The organism is Halomonas heilongjiangensis, from assembly GCF_002879645.1.
GTDB classification, from domain to species: Bacteria; Pseudomonadota; Gammaproteobacteria; order Pseudomonadales; family Halomonadaceae; genus Halomonas; species Halomonas heilongjiangensis.
On sequence record NZ_PNRE01000076.1, the window covers coordinates 1 to 21215 of the forward strand.

Here is a 21215-nt window from a genome sequence, read left to right on the forward strand (position 1 = left end):
GCGCCGGGCCCTGGAGCACCCGGCCGCCGCCCAGCGGCGACCAGACCATCGGTGCCAGGCCGTCGGCCACCAGGGCATCGAAACTGCCGTCGAACAGCGGGGCGGGGTGATCCAGCGAGAGCTGCAGCTGGTGGGCCGCCAGCCGCCGGTGCATGGCCCCCTGCAGCCGTCGCCACTGCTCGGGCAGGAAGTTGGAGACCCCGGCGGCGCCGATCTTGCCGGCGGCGATGGCGTCGTCCAGCACCCGCCCGGTGGCCTCGACATCCATCAGCGGGTCGGGGCGATGGAGCAGGAAGTGGTCGAGCCGTGTCACGCCGAGCCGTGCCAGCGAGTCGTCGATGGCACGCGCCAGATAGGCCGGCGAGCTGTCGTAGTGCTTGACCCGATGGGGAGACGCGTCGCGCTCCGGGGTGACGATGCTCGCCTTGGTGACGACGCGCACCCGCTTGGCCAGGTCGGGCCTGCGCCCGAGCGCCGCGCCGAACAGCGCCTCGCCCTGGCGGTCGCCATAGATGTCGGCGTGATCGAACCAGTCGAGCCCCTCGTCGAGGCGGGCCTCGATCCAGTCGGCCAGCCGCGCCGGGGCATGCAGCGCCGGTTCCTCGTGCAGCCGCATCATGCCCAGCAGGAAGGGTGCCTCGAAGGTCGTCGTGGCGCTCATGCGTCGGTCCCGCGGGCGCCGTCATCGAGGGAGAGTGTGGTGCCCAGCAGGTGCTGGGCGCCGGGCACCAGCCATACCGGGTCGAGGCGGGTATTGGCCGACTCCACGCAGAGGAAGCGGCGGGCCGCCTCGATCGAGGTGTCGTCGGGAGGGGCCTCGGCCGGATGCCAGACCACCGCCGAGTCGCTGCCCTGGCGGGCGATACGCAGGCGGCGGCTGCCGTCGTCGAGAACGAGCTCGGCATTGCTGTGATAGATGCGGTCGAGCGCCCCGCGGACCCCCAGTTCGCCCTGCTGCTCGCGCTCGGCGAAGCCGGCCAGCTTGTCCAGGTAACGGGCGCCGGCCAGCCCCTCGACCCGGCAGGCATGGGCGTCGACCACCGCCAGGTAGCTGTGCAGGGCGCCGCTCATCTTTACCGGCGTCTCGCCGACGTGCTCGGTGATCAGCTCCACGTGCAGGCGCCGGCCGTTGGCCTGGATCACCGCACGGGGAGCCAACTGGGTATGCAGGCGCTCCAGCGGTGAAAGGTGCAGCTCCACGCCGCCCTCGTGCTCGTCCACGGCGTCGAGTCGCCACTGGGCCCTGCGCGCCGGGCCATGCAGCGGGCCATTGCGGTCCGGCGTCTCGTCGGCGGTGTGCTCGTCGGCGAACCAGGGCCAGCACAGCGGGATGCCGCCGCGGATCGCCCCGGGCAGCGCCTGGGGCGTGGGTGTTACCCACAGCCAGCCGCCGGCCACCATCTCCTCCGGGGCCTCGGCGGTGGCTGGTGCGGTGTCGGGCGCGTCCGGAGCGTCAGCGACTCGCGCGGCTTCGGGCGCAGGTAGAAAGTGCAGGGGCTGGGCGCCCTGCAGCGAGACCGCCAGCTCGCCCCAGGGCTCGTTGGCCAGCCACAGCTCACGGCCTTGCCATTCGGCGCGGCGCTGGCCGCGGGTCTCGTCGAGCAGTGCTCGCAGGCTTGCGGGAATCATTCGACCTCCTCGGTCAGGCGACCCCTCGGGTCACTCGACTTCTTCGTTGTGCAGGGCCTCGGCGGCACCCAGCAGGCCGGTCCAGGGGGCGGTCACCACGCGGACGGGCACGGCCGCCGTATAGGCGCTCATGCGTCCCTTGTCGGTGAAGGCCTCGCGGAAGCGGCTCCGGGGTAGCCAGTCGAGCAGCCGCGGCAGGATGCCGCCGCACAGGTAGACCCCGCCGCGGGCGCCGAGCGTCAGGACGGCATCGCCACAGACGTCGCCGAGGATCTTCAGGAACCGCAGCAGGGTATCACGGGCCACCGGGTCGCCGGCCGAGGCGCCCTCGGTGACCTCGGCGGGGGTCGCGTAGCGCGGTGGTGCCCCCTTGAGCGAGCAGTGGGCCAGGTAGAGGTCGAGCAGCCCCTGGCCACAGAGGATGCGCTCGACGCTGACCCGGCCGTAGCGGTTGCGGAAGTGGCGCAGCAGGTTCTGCTCGCGTTCGTCGGTGGGGGCGAAGGTGACGTGGCCGCCCTCGGCGGGCAGCGGTATCCAGGCGTGGCGGCCGGGGAAAAGGCCGGCCACGCCGAGCCCGGTACCGGGCCCGATCACCAGTCGGGCGGTGTGGGGAAGCGCCTCGCCGGGCTGCACCTCGACCAGCGCGTCGTCGGCCACATGGGGCACGCCCAATGCCTGGGCGGTGAAGTCGTTGATCGTCTTGAACAGCTCGAGGTTCAGGGCCTGCTGCACTTCGCGGCGCGAGAAGGTCCAGTGGTTGTTGGTCATCTTCACCCGGTCGCCGCGGACCGGGCAGGCGAAGGCCAGGCAGGCCTCGCGGGGGGCGCTCTCCCCCGTGGCGCCGACCCGGCCCAGGTAGTCGTTGACCGCCTCGACCAGCCCGGGGTAGTCGGCGCAGGGCAGGCTCAGGATGTCATGGGGCTCGAAGGCGCCCGGGGTCACCAGGGCAAGGCGCGCATTGGTACCCCCGATATCGCCGATCAGTGCGGGTCTTGTCATCGTCAATTCGTCCCTTCTGGCCGTCAGGGCTGTTGCAGATGGCAATCGCTCGAAGCTGTTCCGGTGACAGGCCTACGAGGAGGCGCTGTGAACCCCTCCCTGGGCGCTATCGACGCCCTGCGGCGCTCTCGCGTCCTACTCCGCTTGCAGGGCCGGTGCTGGCCATCCCTGGCCAGCCCGTTCGGAGGAATCCTCCTCACCCCTGGTGTAGGACCCCCTCTCCGACCTGTCCCCGACGCTTCTCGCTGTGCAACTGCGGTAGCCCTGTTCTGGCAGTGACTCAGGCGTCGTCTTCGTGGATCTGGCCCTCCTGGCGGGCCAGGTCGTCGGCCTCGAAGCCGCCGAACACCCCGGCGCCCTCCTCGCCGCGCATCGCCAGGTGGCGGAAGCCGCCGAACAGCTCGCGGCCCAGGCCCACGTGGTAGTGGTCGAGGTCGCCGATGCGCAGCGCGCGCTCGGCCCACTCATGGGCGTCGACCTTGACCTCGAGGCTGCCCCTGTCGGCGTCCAGGCGCACGATGTCGCCATCCTTGAGCTTGGCCAGCGGTCCGCCGTCCAGGGCCTCGGGGCTGATGTGGATCGCCGCCGGCACCTTGCCCGAGGCGCCGGACATGCGGCCGTCGGTGACCAGCGCCACCTTGTAGCCGCGGTCCTGCAGCACGCCCAGGTAGGGGGTCAGCTTGTGCAGTTCGGGCATGCCGTTGGCCTTGGGCCCCTGGAAGCGCACCACGGCGATCACGTCGCGGTCGAGTTCGCCGGCCTCGAAGGCCGCCTTGAGGTCGTTCTGGTCCTCGAAGATCTTGATCGGCGCCTCGACAAGCCGGTGCTCGGGCTTGACCGCCGAGACCTTGATCACCCCGCGGCCGAGGTTGCCGTTCAGCACGGTGAGCCCGCCGGTGGGGGCGAAGGGCTCGGCCACCGGGCGCAGCACCTCGGGGTCGAGGCTCTCGGTGGGTCCCTCGCGCCAGATCAGCTGGCCGTCCTCGAGGAAGGGTTCCTGGGTATAGGCGGTCATGTCGGTGCCGAACACCGTGGGGATGTCGGTATGGATCAGGCCGGCCCCGATCAGCTCGCGGATCAGCAGGCTCATGCCGCCGGCGGCCTGGAAGTGGTTGATGTCGGCCTGGCCGTTGGGATAGACCTGCATCAGGCTCGGGGTCACCGCGGAGAGGTCGGTGAAGTCCTCCCAGGTGATGGTCAGGCCGGCGGCGGCGGCCATGGCCACCAGGTGCAGGGTGTGGTTGGTGGAGCCACCCGAAGCGAGCAGGCCGACGATGGCGTTGACGATGGCCCGTTCGTCGATCTGCCGGTAGAAGGGGCGGTAGTCGCCGCCGGGTTCGGTGTTGCGGATCGTCTGCTCGGTGGCGAAGCGGGTCAGCGCCTCGCGCATCTCGGTGCCGGGGTTGACGAAGGAGGTGCCGGGCAGGTGCAGGCCCATCATCTCCATCATCAGCTGGTTGGAGTTGGCGGTGCCGTAGAAGGTGCAGGTGCCGGGGCTGTGGTAGGAGGCGGACTCGGCCTCCAGCAGGTCCTCGCGGCTCGCCTTGCCCTCGGCGAACAGCTGACGGATGCGCGCCTTCTCCTTGTTGGGCAGGCCGCTGGGCATGGGCCCGGCGGGCACGAACATCGCCGGCAGATGGCCGAAGCGCGCCGCGGCGATGAACAGCCCCGGGACGATCTTGTCGCACACGCCGAGATAGAGGACGGCATCGAACATGTTGTGCGATAGCCCCACGGCGGTGGCCATGGCGATCACGTCGCGGGAGAACAGCGACAGCTCCATGCCCGGCTGGCCCTGGGTCACGCCGTCGCACATGGCCGGCACCCCGCCGGCGAACTGGGCGGTGGAGCCCATGGCGCGGGCGGCGGCCTTGATGGTCTCGGGGAAGGTCTCCAGCGGCTGGTGGGCCGAGAGCATGTCGTTGTAGGACGAGATGATCCCCAGGTTGGCGGCGTTCATCAGCTTGAGCGAGTTCTTGTCCTCGGCACCGCAGGCGGCGAAGCCGTGGGCGAGGTTGCCGCAGGAGAGCTCGCCCCGGTGCACGCCGCGCCGGTGCTGGTCCGCCATGCGGCTCTCGTAGAGGGCGCGGCGTTCACTGGAGCGCTCGCGGATGCGGCGGGTGACGTCGGCGACGGTGTCGTTGAGGGCGGGGGTCGTGCTGGCCATGGGGCACCTCGGAATCGAGTGTTGGCTATTTGGTAAACTTACCAAAAATTGATCCGGATCTTTGCCAATTCTACGTCGTGTTCGGGCGCATTTGTAGTTTTATTACTGCGATTTTCGTCGTACTCTCCGGCTCAGAGACCCAGCAGCCGCAGCAGCCAGCGCCGGTAGGGCGGGTCGAGCAGCCCCGCCGCGTTGCGCCTGGCCTGCTGGAAGACGCCGCGCTCATGGCTGAAGCGCCGGAAGCCGGCCTCGCCGTGGTAGGCGCCCATGCCGCTCTCGCCCACGCCACCGAAGGGCAGGGCGGGCACGGCGTTGTGCCACAGGGTGTCGTTGAACACCACGCCGCCGGAGTGGGTCTCGCGCAGGATGCGCTGGCGCCGTGCCGGATCGTCGGTGAAGGCGTACAGCGCCAGCGGATGCGGCCGGCGCTGGACGAAGGCCAGGGCGGCCTCCAGGTCACGCACGCCGAGGATCGGCAGCCAGGGCCCGAAGATCTCCTCATGCATCAGCATAAGCCCTTCGTGGGGGTCGATCACCAGGGTCGGGGGCAGCTTGGCCCCTTCGCGCAGCTCGACCGGCTCGCCCAGCGGGATCACCCGGCAGCCGTGATCCCGCGCCTCCTCCAGCATGGCATCCAGGCGCTCGCGGTGCCGCTCGCCGAGGATGGCGGTGTAGTCGTCGCCGGCGGTGCCGCGGGGGTGGAACCGCTTGACCGTCCGGGTCAGGGCCTCCACGAAGGCGCCGAGGCGCGGCTCGTCGATCAGCACATAGTCCGGGGCGATGCAGGTCTGGCCGGCGTTGAGCCACTTGCCGAAGGCGATGCGCCGGGCGGCGTGTTCCAGGTCGGCGTCGTCGGCGACGATGGCCGGGGTCTTGCCGCCGAGCTCCAGGGTCACCGGCGTGAGGTTGGCGGCGGCGGCCCGGGCCACCTCGCGGCCGACGCGGGCACTGCCGGTGAACAGCAGGTGGTCGAAGGGCAGGGCGGCGAAGGTGCGGGCGGTGTCGGCATCGCCGGTCACCACGCAGAGCTCGTCATCAGCGAAATAACGCGCCGCGAGCCTCGCCATCAGCTCGCTGGTGGTGGGGGTCTGTTCGCTGGGCTTGATCATTACCCGGTTGCCGGCGGCCAGGGCATCCACCGCCGGCAGCAGGGCCAGGTTCCAGGGGTAGTTGGCGGGGGCGACGATGCCCACCACCCCCAGCGGCTGGCGATGGACCCGAGCGCGGGCCGGCCACAGTCGCAGCGGCATCGCGGCACGCCTGGGGCGCATCCAGCGCCTGAGGTGGCGACGAGCGTGGCGCACGGCCTGCAGCACGGTGGCGACCTCCGCGAGGCGGGTCTCGGCCTCGGCACGGTGGCCGAAGTCCTGGCGGATCGCCAGGGCGATCTCGTCGCGGTGGTGGCGGGTCATGGTCGCCAGGCGGGCGAGACGGTCGCGCCGGGTCGCCAGCGACGGAAAGCGCTCGGCGGCGAAGGCGCGGCGCTGTTCGTCCAGGCGTGCCGGCAGGTCACGGGCGTTGGCCATGCGCATCTCCCTTGGCATGTGGAAAGAACCGGTAGTGGAACGGGCGGCAAGGTCTGCGCACAATGTAGGCCTTCGACCGGTCGCTTGTCAGCTGCCGGAGCGGTGGCATCGCTCGGGCCTGATCCGTCGGCAGGCCTGCGATGAGGCGCTGTAGACCCATCCCTGGGCGCTACCGATTCCCTGCGGCGCTCTCGCGTCCTGCGCCGCTTGCAGGGCCGGTGCTGGCCATCCATGGCCAGCCCGTTCGGAGCAATGCTCCTCACCCCTGGAATCGGACCTCCTCTTCGGCCTGCCCGCGGCGCCCCTCGCTATGGACTCACATGTTCTGGAGCCGCCATGCCCAAGCTTGTGCTGCAAGAGCTGCCCGCCATCGAGGCGGTACCGCCCGCGCGGTGGAATGCCCTGGTGGGCGACGATCATCCCTTCCTGCGCCACGAGTTCCTGCATGCGCTGGAGGCCAGCGGCGCGGTGGGGCCGGCCACCGGCTGGGTGCCGCGCCACCTCACCCTGTGGCGGGGCGAGGCACTGGTCGGCCTCATGCCCCACTACCACAAGCACCACTCCTACGGTGAGTATGTCTTCGACTGGGCCTGGGCCGAGGCCTGGGAGCGCGCCGGCGGGCGCTACTACCCCAAGGGGCTCAGCGCCATCCCCTTCACCCCGGCGCCGGGGCCGCGGCTGGCGCTGGCCGAGGGCGTCGACCCGGGCGAGGCCAGGGCGATGCTGGCACCTGCCTGGGAAGCGAGTGCGCTCTCCAGCTGGCACCTGCTGTTCGCCGAGGAGCGCGAGGTGGAGGCCTGGCGGGAGGCCCGTCCCGGGCTGCTGGTGCGCCACGGCGTGCAGTTCCAGTGGCGGGATCGCGGCTATGGCGACTTCGACGGTTTTCTCGCCGCGCTGACCTCGAAGCGGCGCAAGGCGATTCGCCGCGAGCGTCGCCTGGTGGCCGAGCAGGGCCTGACCCTGCAGCGACTGGAGGGGGGCGAGATCGACGCTGGCGCCATGGCCCACTTCTTCCGCTGCTACGAGATCACCTACCTGGAGCGGGGCCGGCACGGCTACCTCAACCTCGACTTCTTCGAGCGCCTGCGCCGTACCCTGCCCGAGGCCCTGGTGCTGATCCAGGCACGCCTCCACGGCCGGCCGGTGGCGGCGGCGCTCTGCCTGCAGGGGGCCCGCACCCTCTATGGCCGCTACTGGGGCAGCGAGGTGATGGCCGACTGCCTGCACTTCGAGGCCTGCTACTACCAGGGCATCGAGCACTGCCTGGCGACGGGGCTGACCATCTTCGATCCCGGCACCCAGGGCGAGCACAAATTGGCCCGGGGCTTCGCGCCGCGCCGGCTGCGCTCGCTGCATCACATCGCCGACCCCGGGCTGCGCGCGGCCATCGCGCGCTTCTGCGCCGAGGAGCGCGTTCACGTCGACGCCTATCGCCGGGCGGCGGAGCAGGCACTGCCGTTTCGGGCGTGAGGGCGGCGGACTAAGGTGGCATAATGCCTGCCATTGTCGTGTCGAGACGGAATTCCCGGATGCTCAAGTGGCTGGCCATCGTGCTGATCGTCCTGCTCGCCCTGCTGCAGTATCGCCTGTGGCTGGGGGAGGGGGGCATCCGCGACCTCGCCCTGGTGCGCGAGCGGGTCGCCGCCCTGGAGGCGGAGAACAAGCCGCTGCGCGACCGTAATGCCCGGCTCGCCGCCGAGGTGGTCGACCTCAAGACCGGCCTCGATGCCATCGAGGAGCGCGGGCGCAGCGACATCGGCATGGTACGCGCCGACGAGCAGTTCTTCTGGGTGCCGGGCGTGGCGGTCGAGGCGACCCGGCGGGAGGTCGGCGCCGGCCTGGCCGAGAGCGCGCCGCGGCCCACGGAGGCGAGCCGATGAGCGAGGTCCCCTGGCTGGTGGTGCCCGCCGCGGGGCGGGGCCGGCGCATGGGCGCCGATCGGCCCAAGCAGTACCTGGAGCTGCAGGGCCGGCCGGTGCTGGCGCATACCCTGGCACGGCTGTACCAGGCCTTCCCCGCGGCCCGGCTCTGCCTCTGCCTGGATGTCGACGATCGTCACTTCGACCCCGCCTGGGTGCCCTTCGCCGACTGGCGCCGGGTGCCCGGCGGGGCCGAACGGGTCGATTCGGTGACCAATGCCCTGGAGGCCATCGCCGGCACTGCCGGCGAGCGCGACCTGGTGCTGGTCCACGACGTGGCCCGCCCCTGCGTCACCGTCGACGACCTGGTGCGCCTCCACGCCGCCCTCGCCGATGACCCGGTGGGCGGCCTGCTCGCCGCGCCGGCGGCCGACACCATGAAGCGCGACGACGGCGCCGGGCGGGTCAGCGCCACCGAGCCCCGGGAGGGCCTCTGGCACGCCCTGACCCCCCAGGGATTCCGCTACGGCCTGCTGTGCCGGGCCCTGCGCGAGGCACGGGCGCGTGGCCTCGCGGTGACCGACGAGGCCTCGGCGGTGGAGGCCCTGGGGCAGGCGCCGCGGCTGGTGGCCGGGCGTCGCGACAATCTCAAGATCACGCATCCCGAGGACCTGGGCCTGGCCGCGCTGGTGCTGGCCGCCCAGGCGGCCTCGCCGTCCCATCACCGAGGAGTCGACCCGAGTGGGTGAGAACAGCATGCTGCGAATCGGCCACGGCTTCGACGTCCATCGCTTCGGCGAGGGCGACCACCTGATGATCGGTGGCGTTCGGCTGCCCTTCGGCCACGGCTTCGTCGCCCACTCCGATGGCGACGTGCTGCTGCATGCCGTCTGCGATGCCCTGCTCGGCGCCTGTGCCCTGGGCGACATCGGCCGCCATTTCCCCGACACCGACCCGGCCTGGGCCGGCGCCGACAGTCGCGTGTTGCTGCGCCACGTGGCGGGGCTGGTCGGGGAGGCCGGCTACCGGGTCGGCAACCTGGACGCCACGGTGATCGCCCAGGCGCCGAAGTTGGCCCCGCATATCGCCACCATGGTGGCGATCATCGCCGAGGACCTCGGTGTCGGGGCCTCTGCCGTCAACGTCAAGGCCACCACCAGCGAACGGCTCGGCTTCACCGGTCGCGGCGAGGGGATCGCCGCCGAGGCGGTGGTCCTGCTGATGCAGCGGGGGACGGCGGGTGACTGAACCGATGCATGACCCCATCGCCTGGCCGCCGGCCTGGCCCCGGGTGCTGGATGGCGAGTGCGGCCCGCCGGCCGCCGGCGACTACCGGGCCTGTCCCGAAGACTTCGCGGTCGAGGAGTGCCTCGACTTCGCCCCGCAGGGCGAAGGCGAGCACCTCTGGCTGTGGATCGAGAAGCGTGACCTGACCACGGCGATGGTGGCCCGCGAACTGGCACGGCTCTGCGAGGCGTCGCCCCGGGAGGTCGGCTATTCCGGGATGAAGGATCGCATCGCCGTGACCCGCCAGTGGTTCTCGGTCCAGCTGCCCGGCCGCGAGGCACCCACGGCGCTGGTCGAGCGTCTCGCCGCCCTCGGCATCCGGGTGCTCGACCAGGGGCGTCATCCGCGCAAGCTCAAGCGCGGCGTGCATCGCGCCAACCGCTTCCGTCTGCGGCTCACCGGGGCGGCGGTCGAGGACCCGGGGTTCACGGCGCGCTGGGAGCGGCTCTGCCGCCACGGCGTGGCCAACTATTTCGGCCCCCAGCGCTTCGGCCCCGACGGGCGTAACCTGCTGCGTGCCCGGGCGCTGCTGGCCCGCGGCTGGCGCAAGCGCGACGACCGCGACGGCATGCTGCTCTCGGCGGCGCGCAGTTTCCTGTTCAACGAGCTGCTGGCGGCACGCATTCGCGCGGGTAGCTGGGCGACGCCACTGCCCGGTGAGGTGGTGATGCTCGACGGCACCGCCAGCCAGTTCTCCGTCGAGGCGCCCGACGCCGAGCTGTCGGCCCGGGCCGAGCGCCTCGACCTGCACCCCAGCGGCGTGCTCTGGGGCAGCGGCGGCTCGGTGGCCGGTGGCGAGGCCAGCGCCTTCGAGGCGGCACTGCCCGAGCGTTATCCGGCGCTGTGCGGTGGTCTCGAGCGGGCCGGGGTGCGCCTGGCCCGCCGGGCGCTGCGCCTGCGCCTGGCCGACCCGGCCCTCGAACGTGGAGACGGCGAGCTATGGCTGTCGTTTGCGCTGCCGCGGGGCGCCTTCGCCACCGCGGTGCTGCGGGAATTGATCATGCACCCCGGTCTGTGACCGGGAACGAGGCAAACGAGGAACGACGATGCGACGACTGCTGCTCTCCAACGATGACGGGGTGCATGCGCCGGGGCTGCGCGCCCTGCATGATGCCCTCGTCCGCCACGCCAGGCTGCGCGTGGTGGCACCGGATCGCGACAAGAGCGGGGCGAGCAACTCCCTGACCCTGAGCCGGCCGCTGGCGCTCTCCGCCCTCGACAACGGCTTCTACAGCGTCGACGGCACCCCGGCGGACTGTGTCTACCTGGGGGTCAACGGGGTCTGGGACGAGAAGCCCGACCTGGTGATCTCCGGGATCAATCACGGTGGCAACCTGGGCGACGACGTGCTCTATTCGGGGACCGTGGCCGCGGCCATGGAGGGGCGCAACCTGGGCATGGCGGCGATCGCCATGTCGCTGGTCGGGGCGCGTCACTTCGACACCGCCGGCCGGGTGGCGGCCAGCCTGGTGGGGGCGGCCGACCAGCTCTCGCTGCCGCCGCGCAGCCTGCTCAACGTCAACGTGCCCGACCTTCCCTGGGACGAGATCCAGGGCTTCCGGGTCACCCGCCTGGGGTATCGCGGGCCGGCGGCTCGTCCGCTGGAGGTGCGCGACCCCCGTGGCCGCGTGCGTTACTGGATCGCGGCCGTCGGCGAGAACGCCGACGACGGGCCGGATACCGATTTCGCCGCCGTGGAGGCGGGTTTCGTTTCCATCACTCCGCTGCAGACCGACCTGACCCGGCATGCAGCGCTCGACGACGTGCAGGGCTGGCTGGATGCACTCACCTGATCTACGCCCCGATCTGCTGCAAGGGGTCGGCATGACATCGCAGCGAACCCGTGACCGGATGGTCGCCCGCCTGGCCGACCAGGGCATCCGCGATCCCAGGGTGCTGGAGGTGATGGCCCGCGAGCCGCGTCACCTGTTCCTCGACGAGGCGCTGGCCCACCGCGCCTACGAGGACACGGCGCTGCCCATCGGTCACGGCCAGACGCTCTCCCAGCCGTGGATGGTGGCGCGCATGACCGAGCTGGTGATCCAGGAGCGGCCGGCCCGGGTGCTGGAGATCGGCACCGGCTCCGGCTACCAGACCCTGGTGCTGTCGCGGCTGGTATCGGAACTCTGGTCGGTGGAACGGATCAATGCCCTGCACCGTCGTGCGGGACAGCGGCTGCGGCAGTTGGGCGCCCACCAGGCGCGGCTGCGGCTGGCCGACGGCGGCCATGGCTGGCCGGAAGCGGCCCCCTTCGATGTCATCCTGCTGACCGCCTGCGCCTCGGAACTGCCCGCGCCGCTGCTGGCCCAGCTCGGCGAGGAGGGAGTACTGATCACGCCCCTGGCCGATGCCCGGGGGCGCCAATGGCTGACCCGGGTGCAGCGCCAGGGTAGCCAGTTCGAGCAACAGCGGCTGGAGTCGGTACGCTTCGTGCCGCTGCTGGAAGGAGTCATTCGTTGAAGCGACATCTGGGTATCTTTCTCAGGGGCGCCGGCATGGGGGCCGCCGACGCCGTGCCCGGCGTCTCCGGCGGGACCATCGCCTTCGTCACCGGCATCTACGAGGAGCTGATCCACTCCATCAAGCAGTTCGGCCCCAGTGCCTTCGTCGCCTGGCGCCGCGGTGGCCTGCCGATGCTGGCGGCCCACCTCAACCTCGCCTTCGTGTTGCCACTGCTGGCCGGGATCCTCGCCAGCCTGGTCAGTGTGGCCCACCTGGTGGTATGGCTGATGGACGACCATCCGCTGCTGCTCAATGGCTTCTTCTTCGGCCTGGTGGCGGCGTCGGCGCTGGTGGTCAGTCGCCATCCCGCCGACTGGAAGTGGTGGCACCTGCTGCCGCTGGTGGCCGGCTTACTGCTGGCCCACTGGCTGCCGGCACTGATGCCGTTGATCACCCAGCTCGGCAGCGCCAACCTGATGCTGGTGGTGGGTGGCGCCATCGCGATCAGTGCGCTGTTGCTGCCGGGGGTGTCGGGGAGCTTCCTGTTGCTGACCATGGGCCTCTACGGCACCGTGATGCAGGGCATCCGCAGCTTCGACCTGGGCCTGATCGCGATCTTCGGGCTGGGCTGCCTGATCGGCCTGTTCTTCTTCTCGCGCCTGCTCTCCTGGTTGCTGCGCCACCATCACACCGCCACCCTGCAGCTGCTGGTCGGCTTCATCGTGGGGTCGCTGCCGGTACTCTGGCCCTGGCGTGAGCTGGTACGCTATCAACTCGGCCCGGAAGGGCAGATGATCCCGCTGGACTTTCGTTACCTGACCCCGGGCGGCTATGCCCAGTTGACCGGCGACGCCGCGCAACTCCCGGGAGTGGTGGCGCTGATGCTGGCCGGGGCGGCGCTGGTGCTGCTGCTCGGTCGCACCGGACGACGTACCCCGCCGGCAGCGCCGGTATCCCCTGATTCCCGTGAGCCCGGCGCTTCCCGTGAGCCCGGCACTTCTCATCGGTCAGACAACAAGGAGGAAGGCTCCGATGCGTAAGGTATTGCTGATTTCCGGCCTGGCCCTGGCGGTGGCGGGTTGTGCCGCCCAGCAGGGCCAGGCTCCCCAGGTACAGGTCCGGGATCTCTCCGCCAGCCGCGAGAGCACGGCGGCCGGTACCTATACGGTGGAGGCCGGTGACACCCTCTATGGTATCGCCTGGCGCCACAGCATGGATTACCGCGACCTGGCGCGGCTCAACCAGATCAGCCCTCCCTACCAGATCCAGCCCGGCCAGCAACTGGCGTTGACCCGCGAGGGCGAAGCCGCGGCGCGGGCGTCTACCGGCGAGACCGCCGGCGATCGCGGCGTGGTGGCCACCGGGCTCGGTGGCCAGCAGGTGTCCGCCGAGCCAGGGACCAACATGGAGTGGCTGCTGCCGGATGAGGAGGCCATCGAACGCAACCGTCGCCTGACCGCCGAGCGCCTGGAAGACGAGGGAGGGATCGATGGCCCCAGCGAGGTGGCCATGGAGAGTGCCGCCGGCGTGACCGGATCGGGTCAGGGCCCCGGCCCGGTATACGACTACGACAGCCCCGGTGCCGATGGTTCGCTCAGCGGGCGGGACCTGGCCGAGCGCCGCGCCGCGCAGGAGCAGGCTGAGCGCCAGCCGGAGCCGAGGGAGTCTGCCGAGCAGCCCGCCGAGCCGGTGGAGGCGCCGAGCCGCGAGCTGGCCCGGGACGAGCCGGAGCCCGAACCCGAACGGCGCCAGGAGGAAGCGCCTCCCGGCCCCGATGCCGGCACGGCGGTGGCCGGGGCCAGCGAGCCGAGCCAGGACCGCGACGGGCGCAGTTACACACCGGTCGACGAGGTGGCCTGGCGGTGGCCGGTGGACGGCGAGATCGTTGGGCGTTTCGGCGAGGGGTCGACCATCACCGCCGGCATTGATATCGCCGGGCAAAAGGGGCAACCTGTCAGGGCAGCCGGGCCCGGGATCGTGGTCTACGCCGGCAGCGGGGTGAGGGGCTACGGCAACCTGATCCTGCTCAAGCACAACGACCAGTTCCTGAGTGCCTATGCCCACAACGACAGCCTGCGGGTGAGCGAGAACGACGTGGTCGAAGCCGGAGAGGTGATCGCCACCATGGGCGACAGCGATGCCGAGGACGTCAGGTTGCACTTCGAGGTGCGCAAGGACGGCCAGCCTCAGGATCCCCTGGAATTCCTGCCGCCGCGTTGACCGCGGCGGTTCGTCGGGCGGAATGCTGCATGCATTGCCACTGGGACGTAACACAATAATAACCGCAAGCGCCGCTCCTGCTGTCAGGAGCCATACGGCGACAAGTCGCAACCATGGGGTAGCAACCGATGAGCATGCTTGAACGGGACCTTCAGGATGTGAATCTCGAGTCGGACGAAGGCTCGGACGTCGAGGGCATCGAGGAAGTGGGGGAGGTGGTCGATAGCGATGAGGATACCACCAGCGATGACGAGGCCTTCGAGAAGGCGCTGAGCCGTGAGGACCGCAATTACCATCACAGCCTCGACGCCACCCAGATCTATCTCAACGAGATCGGCTTCTCGCCGCTGCTGACCCCCGAGGAGGAGGTCCACTTCGGCCGCCTGGCCCGCAAGGGCGACCCCATGGGGCGCTCGCGGATGATCGAGTCCAACCTGCGCCTGGTGGTCAAGATCGCGCGTCGCTATCTCAATCGCGGCCTGTCGCTGCTCGACCTGATCGAGGAGGGCAACCTGGGCCTGATCCGTGCGGTGGAGAAGTTCGATCCCGAGCGCGGCTTCCGTTTCTCCACCTACGCCACCTGGTGGATCCGCCAGACCATCGAACGGGCGCTGATGAACCAGACCCGCACCATCCGCCTGCCGATCCATGTGGTCAAGGAGCTCAACATCTACCTGCGGGCGGCCCGTGAGCTGACCCAGAAGCTCGACCACGAGGCCACCGCCGAGGAGATTGCCGACTACCTCGACAAGCCGGTGGAGACGGTCAAGAAGATGATGGGGCTCAACGAGCGGGTCTCCTCGGTCGACTATCCCATGGGCGGCGAGAGCGACAAGCCGTTGATCGAGACCCTGGCCGACGACAACGACCAGGGGCCGGAGTCCTCGCTGGTCGATGGCGACGTCAAGCAGCACGTCGACGAGTGGCTGGCCGAGCTGACCGACAAGCAGATGGAGGTGGTGGTGCGCCGCTTCGGCCTGCGCGGTCACGAGGCGGCGACACTGGAGCAGGTGGGCGAGGAGATCGGGCTGACCCGCGAGCGGGTACGCCAGATCCAGGTGGAAGCGCTGAAGAAACTGCGCCGCCTGCTCGACAAGCAGGGGCTCTCGCTGGATGCCATCTTCGAGTGAGCGGGTGCCGGCAGGGCGGTGCGTCGGTGCCGATCATCCGCCGGCGTACCGATGTTCTGCCAAGTGATGATCGACCATGACGGAACACGGCAGCATGCTCTGACTCTCACCAGGAATTTCGCACCATGCCTCCTTCGCCCCCCCCTCGCCTGGTTCGCCACGGCCTGGCCCTGTTGATGGGGCTGGCCGTGGCCGGTTCGGCCCAGGCCGCCGATCTCTGGACCGTCACCCGCGATGCCCTCGACAACGACGCCGGCCTGGCCTCTGCCCGCTCGGGTTTCTCGGCGGTGGAGGCGGGGCGCGACATCCAGCGCGGCTCCCTGCTGCCCCAGCTCTCGGCCGGGGGTCGCCTGACCCATGAGCGGATCTACGCGAGCCAGGGCAACGGGTTCCAGCGGGAGCTCCCCGATGGCGCTGGCTTCGGTATCCCGGACGAGGAGAACTACAACGGCCTCGGCCTCAACCTGGAAGCCAGCCAGTCGGTGTTCGATGCCACCCGGCGTGCCCGACTGGAGACGGCCGAGCGGCAGATCGACCGCGAGGCGCTGTCGCTGGCCGCCACCGAGCAGCAGTTGCTATTCGACGTGGCCGAGGCCTATTTCGAGATCCTGCGGGCCCACGACATCCTCTCCGCCCGGCGCTCCCAGGAGACCGCCATCAGTCGCCAGTTGGAGCAGGCCCGCGAGCGCTTCGAGGTGGGCCTGATCGCCATCACCGAAGTCCACGAGGCCCAGGCCTCCTTCGACCTGGCTCGGGCCCAGCGCGTCGCCGCCGAGAGTGCCATGCAGGTCAGCTTCGAGGCCCTGGAGCGGCTCACCGGCCAGCGCTATGAGAGCATCGACGGGCTGGCCGCGGACATCCCCATCGAACCCCCCGAGCCGCTCGGTCGCGACGACTGGGTCTCGCTCGCCATGTCCAACAGCCCGGTACTCCAGATGGCCGAGGCCGGCGTCGAGGTGGCGCGCAGCGAACTCGAGGTCTCTCGCGCCGGCCAGCTGCCGACGGTGGAGGCCTTCGCCGCCTACAACTATGCCGACAACGATCGCAGCGGTGTCTCGGGCTACAACTCCTCGAGCCAGCTCGGCCTGCGGGCGAGCCTGCCGCTCTACACCGGCGGTACCACCCGGGCGCAGATCCGCCAGAGCGGCTTCTCCCTGGAGGTGAGCCAGTACGACTTCGAGGCCCAGCGTCGCGATACCGTCCAGCAGGTGCGTTCGCTGTTCACCCGGGTCAGCAACGACGTGGAGACCGTGGACGCGCGGGCCCAGGCCATCGTCTCCAACCAGAGTGCCCTGGAGGCCACGCGCTCGGGCTACGAGGTGGGCACCCGCAACATCGTCGACGTGCTCAACGCCGAGCAGAACCTGTTCAATGCCGTGGCCGACCACGCCGAGGCTCGCTATGACTACGTGCTGGGCCTGCTGCGCCTGCAGCAGCAGGCGGGCTTGCTCGATGCCGAGTCGATCCAGGCGGTGAATGCCTGGCTGCGCAGCGAGCAGGCGGTCTCCCTCGACCTGCCGGACGAGGCGAACCCCGACCCGGTGATGAACATCGGCGAGCGTCCCCAGCCGCCCGAATGAACAGTGACTGCATGAGATCCTGCTGTCGATACGGTTTCTTTCGATCAGGATGACGGGAATCCACCATTAATTTGGTGGTTTTTTCCATGAAATGCCCATGAGTCTGGAGGATAATTCTTTATTCTCCGACAGCCGTTTCAGGAATCCGCCATGGCCCGGCCGCTGCTTGCCGACATCGATCTCGACGCCCTGCGCCACAACTACCGCCTCGCCCGCGACCTGGCCCCCCACAGCCGAGCGCTCGCTGTGCTCAAGGCCGACGCCTATGGCCATGGTGCGGTGGCCTGTGCCCGGGCGCTGGAGGGGCTGGCGCCGGCCTTCGCCGTGGCCTGCCTCGAGGAGGCGGAGACCCTGCGCGAGGCGGGCATCGTTACCCCGATCATGCTGCTCGAGGGGGTCTTCGAGGCCCGCGAGCTCGAACGTGTCGAGGCGCTGGGGCTGTGGATGGTGGTGCACAGCGACTGGCAACTCGACGCCCTGCTGGCCCATCGCCCGGCCCGGCCGATCCCGGTCTGGCTCAAGGTGGATTCGGGCATGCACCGGCTCGGTTTTCCCCCCGAGCGGGTCGAGGCGGTCTGGAAGCGCCTCGTCACGGCGCCGGCGCAGGCCTGCGACCTGCACCTGATGAGCCATTTCGCCACTGCCGACGCCCTGGATCCGAGCTACTTCCAGCACCAACTGGCGTTGCTGGAGGCATTGGCGGAACGCCTGGGCGCGCCCACCTGCCTGGCCAACTCGCCGGCCACCCTGGCCTGGCCAGAGGCCCACGGTGCCTGGAACCGGCCCGGCGTGATGCTCTACGGTGGTGATCCCCTGGAAGCCTCCAGCGAGGCGAGCCGACGGCTGAAGCCGGTGATGACGCTACGGTCGCGGCTCATCGCCGTGCGTGAGCTTGCCGCCGGCGAGCCGGTGGGCTATGCCGGCCGCTGGCGAGCGCCGCGGCCGTCGCGGATCGGCGTGGTGGCGGCAGGCTACGGCGACGGCTATGACCGGCACGCCGTCGACGGCACTCCGGTGCTGGTCGAGGGCCGGCGCACCGCCATCGCCGGCAAGGTCTCCATGGACATGCTGACGGTGGATATCACCGATATCCCCGATGCCGAGATCGGCAGCGAGGTGGTGCTCTGGGGGCGGGCGGCCAACGGTGAGGTGCTGCCGGTGGACGAGGTGGCACGGTACTGTGACACCATCAGCTATACCCTGCTCACCGGGGTGCTACCCCGGGTGCCGAGGCGGTATCATGGCGGTTTTGGCTGACGGACAATGGCATGTCACGGAAAGACTACCCACGCTCCTTCGCGCATCCCCGCTACTGGCCCGTCTGGCTCGCCATCGGTGCCATGTATGCCGCCGCCTGGCTGCCGTGGCGCCTCAAGCTGTGGCTCGGCAAGGCCATCGGGCTGCTGGTATGGCGACTGGTGCCGCGCCGCCGGCATATCGTCGAGACCAATCTGCGGTTGTGCTTCCCGGAACTGGATGACGAGCAGCATCACCGGCAGGTGCGCGAGACCTTCATCGCCAACGGCATCGGTATCCTCGAGACGGCGACCGGCTGGTGCCGCGATCCCGAGCACCTGCGCCATCGGGTCGTCTTCAAGGGGCAGGAGCACATGGCCCGGTTACAGGCCGAGGGCAAGGGCGCGCTGATCATCGGTGTGCACTTCTCGACCCTCGACCTGGGCGGGGCCCTGCATTCGCTGTTCTTCCGGGCGGATGCGGTCTACCGGCCCCACAACAACCCGCTCTTCGAGCGCTTCATGACCCGCGCCCGCAACCGCATCTTCGGCACCGCCATCGATCGCCACGACCTGCGCGGGGTGGTGCGGCGGATCAAGGCCGGCCACTGCGTCTGGTACTCGCCGGACCAGGACTTCGGCCGCCATGCCAGTGTCTTCGCGCCCTTCTTCGGCATCGAGGCGGCGACCATCAAGCTCACCGCCAAGATCGCTCGCATGACCGGGGCGCCTGTGATCCCGCTGATCTTTCACCGCAACCCGGACGACCGCACCTACACCCTGGAGTACCTGCCGCCGCTGGAGGACTTCCCCAGCGGCGACGAGGTGGCGGATGCGGCGCGGGTGAACGCCTTCATCGAGGGCGCGATTCGCAAGCATCCGGAGCAGTACCTGTGGCTCCACCGGCGCTTCAAGACGCGCCCGGAGGGCGAGCCGGGGTTCTATTGACCGGTGACGGGCGTCACAAGGCGTAACCTTCGGTAACTTGCAACTTCGGGGCGAGGCGACAAGCCTGAAGGGACCGCCGGGCGAATTCCTTGCCCTTAGGCGGCCGGAAACGCCACCGGAAAAGGAGGTTCCATATGCTTGGCAACGCCATGCTGTTCCTGATCATTGCGATCGTCGCCGCTGTTCTGGGGTTCTCCGGAATCGCCGGGGCCGCCGCCTGGATCGCCCAGATTCTCTTCGTGCTGTTCCTGATCCTGTTCGTGGTGTCGCTGATCCGCGGGCGGCGCTGACGTCGCCCGACACCCGAACCACCCTCCCGAGGTAGACTGCCGTTCACCGGAATGACGAAGGCCCCACCGGGGGGGGGGCCTTCGGGCATGCGCGTGACCGTCGTCGACTCAGGCGTCGATGCGCTTGTATTTCATGCGGTGGGGAGTGTCGTTGCCCACGCGCTGGCGGTGATCCTCCTCGTACTCCTGGTAGTTGCCCTCGAAGAACACCACCCGGGAATCGCCCTCGAAGGCGAGGATATGGGTGGCGACGCGGTCGAGGAACCAGCGATCGTGGGAGATGATCATGGCGCAGCCGGGGAAGGCCAGCAGCGCCTCCTCGAGGGCGCGCAGCGTCTCGATGTCGAGGTCGTTGGACGGCTCGTCGAGCAGCAGCACGTTGGCGCCCTGCTTGAGGGTCTGGGCCAGTTGCAGGCGGCCGCGCTCGCCGCCGGAGAGGTCCTTGAGGAACTTCTGCTGGTCGTTGCCCTTGAAGTTGAAGCGCCCCACGTAGGCCCGTGACGACACCTCGTAGCCGTTGATGTTGAGGATGTCCTGGCCGTCGGAGACCGCCTGCCATACCGTCTGCTTGTCGTCGAGGGCATCGCGCAGCTGCTCGACGTAGGCGATGTCGACGGTGTCGCCGAGTACCACCTCGCCGCCGTCCGGCTGCTCCGCGGCCTTGATCAGCTTGAACAGCGTCGACTTGCCGGCACCGTTGCCGCCGACGATGCCGACGATGGCCCCCTTGGGCACGGTGAAGGAGAGGTCCTCGTAGAGCAGCTTGTCATCGAAGGCCTTGGTGACACCGTGGAACTCGATCACCTTGTCGCCCAGGCGCGGGCCGGGCGGAATGTAGATCTCGTTGGTCTCGTTGCGCTTCTGGAAGTCGCCGGACTGCATCTCCTCGAAGCGGTTGAGGCGCGCCTTGCTCTTGGCCTGGCGGCCCTTGGCGTTGCTGCGCACCCACTCCAGTTCCTGCTTGATCGCCTTCTGGCGCGAGGCCTCCTGCTTGGCCTCCTGCCCCAGGCGCTTCTCCTTGGCTTCGAGCCAGTCGGAGTAGTTGCCCTCGAAGGGGATGCCCTGGCCGCGGTCGAGCTCGAGGATCCAGCCGGCCACGTTGTCGAGGAAGTAGCGGTCGTGGGTGATCGCCACCACGGTGCCCGAGTAGTCGTGCAGGAAGCGCTCGAGCCAGGCCACGGACTCGGCATCCAGGTGGTTGGTGGGCTCGTCGAGCAGCAGCATGTCGGGGCTGGAGAGCAGCAGCCGGCACAGCGCCACGCGGCGCCGCTCGCCGCCGGAGAGGTGCCCGACCCGGGCCTCCCAGGGTGGCAGGCGCAGGGCCTCGGCGGCCACCTCGAGCTTGCGCTCGATGTTGTGGGCGTCGGCGGCCTCGATGATGTTCTCGAGCCTGGCCTGCTCGCTGGCCAGGGCGTCGAAGTCGGCATCCGGCTCGGCATAGGCGGCATAGACGGCGTCGAGCTTCTCCTGGGCCTCCTTGATGGCACCCAGCGCCTCTTCCACGGTCTCGCGGACGTTCTTGTCGTCGTCGAGCTGCGGCTCCTGGGGCAGGTAGCCGACGTTGATGCCCGGCATCGGCCGGGCCTCGCCGTTGTACTCGGTGTCGACCCCGGCCATGATCCGCAGCAGGGTCGACTTGCCGGCGCCGTTGAGGCCCAGCACGCCGATCTTCGCGCCCGGGAAGAAGGAGAGCGAGATGTCCTTGAGGATCTCGCGCTTGGGGGGCACGACCTTGCCCACCCGATTCATGGTGTAGACGTATTGCGCCATGGAATGCCACTTGGTTGGAGGATTTCAGTGGCCACGATGATAGTGGCCGGGCCGGGGAAAGGCCAGCCGCGACTCGGGCGAGTCGGCTGTCGGCTCCATCCGGCGGAGCGGCCGCGACCGATGGCGGGTCGCA

20 protein-coding genes are annotated in these 21215 nt (G+C 69.8%); 14 read left to right on the forward strand and 6 right to left on the reverse strand.

The features are described 5' to 3' along the window. From C1H66_RS16980 to C1H66_RS17000, 5 genes are all read right to left on the reverse strand, one after another. The coding region (locus C1H66_RS16980) for an aldo/keto reductase (RefSeq protein ID WP_102629067.1) at nucleotides 1-661 on the reverse strand (661 nt) is incomplete at its 3' end. Next, the gene (locus C1H66_RS16985) at nucleotides 658-1629 is read right to left on the reverse strand and encodes an aldose epimerase family protein (RefSeq protein WP_102629068.1); all 972 of its coding nucleotides are present in this window, start codon (nucleotides 1627-1629) and stop codon (nucleotides 658-660) included. The genes C1H66_RS16980 and C1H66_RS16985, both read right to left, overlap by 4 nt. A 30-nt stretch (nucleotides 1630-1659) precedes the next feature. Continuing rightward, the gene (gene glk / locus C1H66_RS16990) at nucleotides 1660-2628 is read right to left on the reverse strand and encodes a glucokinase (protein WP_102629069.1); all 969 of its coding nucleotides are present in this window, start codon (nucleotides 2626-2628) and stop codon (nucleotides 1660-1662) included. A gap of 280 nt (nucleotides 2629-2908) precedes the next feature. Further along, nucleotides 2909-4795, reverse strand: coding sequence for a phosphogluconate dehydratase (gene edd, locus C1H66_RS16995; RefSeq protein WP_102629070.1), 1887 nt, complete (start codon nucleotides 4793-4795; stop codon nucleotides 2909-2911). A gap of 131 nt (nucleotides 4796-4926) precedes the next feature. After that, the gene (locus C1H66_RS17000; RefSeq protein ID WP_181423482.1) at nucleotides 4927-6321 is read right to left on the reverse strand and encodes a coniferyl aldehyde dehydrogenase; all 1395 of its coding nucleotides are present in this window, start codon (nucleotides 6319-6321) and stop codon (nucleotides 4927-4929) included. 336 nt (nucleotides 6322-6657) lie between these two features. On the opposite strand from C1H66_RS17000, the gene C1H66_RS17005 reads away from it, so the two are divergent. The 14 genes from C1H66_RS17005 to C1H66_RS17070 all read left to right on the forward strand — a co-directional run bounded on the left by C1H66_RS17005 (nucleotide 6658) and on the right by C1H66_RS17070 (nucleotide 19312). Beyond that, entirely contained in the window at nucleotides 6658-7791 is a 1134-nt protein-coding gene (locus C1H66_RS17005; protein WP_102629072.1) for a GNAT family N-acetyltransferase, read from the forward strand. A 59-nt stretch (nucleotides 7792-7850) separates the two neighbouring features. After that, nucleotides 7851-8201 carry a cell division protein FtsB gene (gene ftsB / locus C1H66_RS17010; protein ID WP_102629073.1) on the forward strand — a complete coding sequence of 117 codons (351 nt, stop codon included), beginning with the start codon at nucleotides 7851-7853 and terminating at the stop codon, nucleotides 8199-8201. Continuing rightward, complete coding sequence (gene ispD, locus C1H66_RS17015) at nucleotides 8198-8929, forward strand: 2-C-methyl-D-erythritol 4-phosphate cytidylyltransferase (RefSeq protein WP_102629074.1); 732 nt, start codon at nucleotides 8198-8200, stop codon at nucleotides 8927-8929. Before ftsB ends, ispD begins: the two co-directional genes overlap by 4 nt. 7 nt (nucleotides 8930-8936) lie before the next feature. Then, nucleotides 8937-9428 carry a 2-C-methyl-D-erythritol 2,4-cyclodiphosphate synthase gene (ispF, locus tag C1H66_RS17020; protein ID WP_181423483.1) on the forward strand — a complete coding sequence of 164 codons (492 nt, stop codon included), beginning with the start codon at nucleotides 8937-8939 and terminating at the stop codon, nucleotides 9426-9428. 4 nt (nucleotides 9429-9432) lie between these two features. After that, a complete protein-coding gene (gene truD, locus C1H66_RS17025; protein ID WP_102629075.1) occupies nucleotides 9433-10485 on the forward strand; it encodes a tRNA pseudouridine(13) synthase TruD in 1053 nt (350 codons plus the stop codon). 28 nt (nucleotides 10486-10513) lie between these two features. Further along, nucleotides 10514-11260: a 5'/3'-nucleotidase SurE gene (surE, locus tag C1H66_RS17030; RefSeq protein WP_102629076.1), complete on the forward strand. Its 747-nt coding sequence runs from the start codon at nucleotides 10514-10516 to the stop codon at nucleotides 11258-11260. Beyond that, on the forward strand, nucleotides 11247-11927 hold the full coding sequence (locus C1H66_RS17035) for a protein-L-isoaspartate(D-aspartate) O-methyltransferase (protein WP_102629077.1): 681 nt from the start codon (nucleotides 11247-11249) through the stop codon (nucleotides 11925-11927). The genes surE and C1H66_RS17035 overlap by 14 nt, the downstream gene beginning before the upstream one ends. A gap of 35 nt (nucleotides 11928-11962) precedes the next feature. Then, nucleotides 11963-12949, forward strand: coding sequence for a DUF368 domain-containing protein (locus C1H66_RS17040; RefSeq protein ID WP_181423485.1), 987 nt, complete (start codon nucleotides 11963-11965; stop codon nucleotides 12947-12949). After that, entirely contained in the window at nucleotides 12942-14129 is a 1188-nt protein-coding gene (locus tag C1H66_RS17045; protein ID WP_102629079.1) for a peptidoglycan DD-metalloendopeptidase family protein, read from the forward strand. The genes C1H66_RS17040 and C1H66_RS17045 overlap by 8 nt, the downstream gene beginning before the upstream one ends. Before the next feature lie 128 nt (nucleotides 14130-14257). After that, nucleotides 14258-15259, forward strand: coding sequence for an RNA polymerase sigma factor RpoS (rpoS, locus tag C1H66_RS17050; RefSeq protein ID WP_102629080.1), 1002 nt, complete (start codon nucleotides 14258-14260; stop codon nucleotides 15257-15259). 125 nt (nucleotides 15260-15384) lie between these two features. Continuing rightward, nucleotides 15385-16839 carry a TolC family outer membrane protein gene (locus C1H66_RS17055; RefSeq protein ID WP_102629081.1) on the forward strand — a complete coding sequence of 485 codons (1455 nt, stop codon included), beginning with the start codon at nucleotides 15385-15387 and terminating at the stop codon, nucleotides 16837-16839. Between the two features lie 150 nt (nucleotides 16840-16989). Beyond that, nucleotides 16990-18096: an alanine racemase gene (gene alr, locus C1H66_RS17060; RefSeq protein ID WP_102629082.1), complete on the forward strand. Its 1107-nt coding sequence runs from the start codon at nucleotides 16990-16992 to the stop codon at nucleotides 18094-18096. Nucleotides 18097-18107: 11 nt separating this feature from the next. Further along, nucleotides 18108-19022: an LpxL/LpxP family Kdo(2)-lipid IV(A) lauroyl/palmitoleoyl acyltransferase gene (lpxL, locus tag C1H66_RS17065; RefSeq protein WP_102629083.1), complete on the forward strand. Its 915-nt coding sequence runs from the start codon at nucleotides 18108-18110 to the stop codon at nucleotides 19020-19022. Between the two features lie 134 nt (nucleotides 19023-19156). Beyond that, nucleotides 19157-19312 (forward strand): DUF1328 domain-containing protein, encoded by a 156-nt coding sequence (locus C1H66_RS17070; RefSeq protein WP_102629084.1) that lies wholly within the window; start codon nucleotides 19157-19159, stop codon nucleotides 19310-19312. Between the two features lie 108 nt (nucleotides 19313-19420). On the opposite strand, the gene ettA is transcribed toward C1H66_RS17070, so the two are convergent. Further along, entirely contained in the window at nucleotides 19421-21082 is a 1662-nt protein-coding gene (ettA, locus tag C1H66_RS17075; RefSeq protein WP_102629085.1) for an energy-dependent translational throttle protein EttA, read from the reverse strand. Nucleotides 21083-21215: the final 133 nt, after the last annotated feature.